Here is a 3,128-nt window from a genome sequence, read left to right on the forward strand (position 1 = left end):
TGCTTGACCAGTGCGACACCGTCATGCTGGCGGTGCGGCCGCAGATCGCGCACGAGGTGCTCAAGGAACTGCGGTTCCGGCCGGACCATCATGTTGTCAGCCTCATCGCCACGATATCGCTTGAGGAGATCGCCGGCCTCGTGGCGCCGGCGGCGCGTGTCGGCAAGGCGCTGCCGATGCCGATGATCGCCCGCCTGCAGGGCGCGACGATCATCTGCCCGCCGGACCCGATCATGGCGGCGTTCTTCGGCAGGCTGGGCGGAGCGATTGAGGTCGGGGACCAGGCCGAGTTCGACGCGCTCAGCGTCGTCACCGCGAACTACGCCAGCTATTTCAAATATCTCGGTACGATCGACACCTTTGTGCGCAGCCAGGGTGTGGCTGGAGACAAGAGCCGCGCTTATATCACCAGCATCTACAAGGCGCTGGCCAACGCGTCCGACACCGTGCCGGAGAAAGATTTCATGCATCTGTCGCAGGAGTACACGACGCGCGGCGGCATCAACGAACAGGTGCTGCGCGAGCTGACCGAGCACGGCACGTTCGAGACTTTTGCGGAAGTCCTCTGCCGGGTGCACCAGCGTATTGCCGGCGGGTGATCGGGATTACTCCGCCGGAGCGAGCCGAGGCGACGGTCGACGGGCGCTGAGCCTGTCCAGATAGAGATAGACGACCGGCGTGGTGTAGAGCGTCAGGAGCTGCGAGACGATGAGGCCGCCGACGATCGCCGCGCCGAGCGGCTGGCGCAGTTCCGCGCCCGTGCCGGTTTCGATCGCCAGCGGCAACGCGCCGAGCAATGCGGCGAAGGTCGTCATCATGATCGGCCGGAAGCGCTGGACGCTCGCCTTGTGGATGGCCGCGCGGGCCGACAGCCCTTCCTGACGTTCGGCCTGCAACGCCATGTCGATCATCATGATGGCGTTCTTCTTGACGATGCCGATCAGCAGGATGATGCCGATCAGCGAGATCACGTCGAACTCCATGCCGGTGACGATGAGCGCGAGCAGCGCGCCGATGCCCGCCGACGGCAGCGTCGACAGAATGGCGATCGGGTGGACATAGCTTTCATAGAGCACGCCGAGCACGACATAGATCGTCGCGAGCGCGGCGGCGATCAGAAGCAATTCGTTGAGCAGGTTGGCGCGGTAGGCGAGCGCGGTGCCGGCCAGGGAGCCATGGATCGTGACCGGCATTTTCAGCTCGGCCATGGCGCGGTCGATCGCGGCCGAAGCGTCGCCGAGCGTCGCGCCCTCGGCAAGGTTGAACGAGATCGTCGTGGCGACGAAATGGCCCTGGTGGTTGACCGAGAGCGGCATGGTCGCCGGCCCATAGGTGCTGAAGGCGGCCAGAGGCACCATCTTCTCGGCCGAGGTGCTGACCGCCGCGCCGCTCGAGGCGCTGCCATGGCCGGTGACGGCAATGGCGTTGGTGGCCTGGTTCCGCAGCGAACCCGTCAGGCTGCCAGCCAAGGCGTTGGTTGCCTGCGTGCCGCTGGCCGTGGCGCCGGACGTGCTGACATAGATGCCGTTCAACGCGCTTGGGTCCTGCAGGTAGCGCGGCGCGACCTCCATGACGACATGGTACTGGTTGCGGGCGTTGAAGATGGTCGACACCTGGCGCTGGCCGAAAGCATCGTAGAGCGTGGCATCGATGCTGGCGGGCGTCAGGCCGAGGCGTGCCGCACTCTCGCGGTCGACCGCGATGTTGGTCTCGAGGCCGGCCTCGTCGCGGTCGGAGTTGACGTCGGTGAGCTCAGGCGCGTGCTTCAGCAGATCGACCAGCTTCGGCGTCCATTGATCGAGATCGGCGGTCGTGTCGGCCTGCAGCGTGTATTGGTAGGTCGCAAGGCTCTGGCGGCCGCCGACCCTGATCTCCTGGCGCGGATTGAGGAAGAGCTGCGCGCCGGGCAATTGCCCGAGCTGCGCGCGCAGCCTGGTAAGCACCACCTGCAGCGGCGCCCGCTCGCCCTTCGGTTTCAGGGCGACCTGGACGAAGCCGGAATTGGTCTGCCGTCCGCCGATAAAGCCGACGACGTTCTCGACCGCCGGATCGCTCTTCAGGATCGCTTCCAGCCGCTCGAATTTCCGCCGCATCAGTTGGAAAGAGATGGCCTGGTCGGCGCGCAGGCCGCCCATCAGCTCGCCGGTATCCTGCTGCGGGAAGAAGCCCTTCGGCACTACCGTGTAGAGATAGACGTTGAAGACGATGGCCGCGAAAAGCACCACGAGCATGATTTCCGAATTGTCGAGCGACCAGCCAAGCGAACGTCCGTAGAAGGCGCGGACGAGCTCGAAGACGCCTTCGCCGAAGCGGGCGAGGAACGAGCGCCTCGTCGACGGGATTGCGCCCGGGCGCAGGAAATGCGCGCACATCATCGGCGTCACCGTCAGCGACAGGATTAGCGAAATCGCGCTCGACAGCGACAAGGTCAGGGCGAATTCCTGGAACAGGCGGCCGAGTATGCCGCCCATCAACAGGATCGGCAGGAAGACGGCGACCAGCGAGGCGCTCATCGACAGCACCGTGAAGCCGACTTCCCTGGCGCCGACGAGCGCTGCCCTGCCGCGCGGCATGCCGTCCTCGATGTGGCGCGTGATGTTTTCCAAGACCACGATGGCGTCGTCCACGACGAAGCCGGTGGCGATGGTGAGCGCCATCAGCGACAGATTGTCGAGGGTGAAGCCGAGCAGGTACATCGCGCCGAAGGTGCCGAGGATCGAGACGACCAGCGCCACGCTGGGGATCAATGCCGCGCGCCAGTCGCGCAGGAAGCAGAACACGACAAGGATGACGAGCAGCACCGCCAGCGCCAAAGTCAGCTCGGTGTCGTGCAGCGAGCCGCGTATCGTGGTCGAGCCGTCGGTCGCGACGCTGAGCCGCGCATCGGCCGGCACGGAGGCCTGCAGCGTCGGGATCAGCGCGCGCACGCGGTCGACGGTCTCGATGATGTTGGCGTTGGGCTCGCGGTAGAGCACCAGGAGCACCGCCGGCTCGCCATTGGCGAGGCCGAGATTGCGCACGTCCTCGACGGAATCCTCGACATCGGCGATGTCGCGCAGCCTGACCGCCGCATTGTTGCGCCAGGCGATGACCAGATCGCGAAAATCGGCGGCGTGACTCGCCTGGTC

2 protein-coding genes are annotated in these 3,128 nt (G+C 65.8%); one reads left to right on the top strand and one right to left on the bottom strand.

The annotated features are described in order from the left end of the window. Positions 1–599: F420-dependent NADP oxidoreductase (locus tag EOD07_RS37855; RefSeq protein WP_164772614.1), on the top strand; the 599-nt coding region annotated here is incomplete at its 5' end. A 6-nt stretch (positions 600–605) separates the two neighbouring features. On the opposite strand, the gene EOD07_RS28415 is transcribed toward EOD07_RS37855, so the two are convergent. Beyond that, positions 606–3,128: efflux RND transporter permease subunit (locus EOD07_RS28415; protein WP_127237735.1), on the bottom strand; the 2,523-nt coding region annotated here is incomplete at its 5' end.

It is taken from the genome of Mesorhizobium sp. M2C.T.Ca.TU.002.02.1.1 (assembly GCF_003997225.1).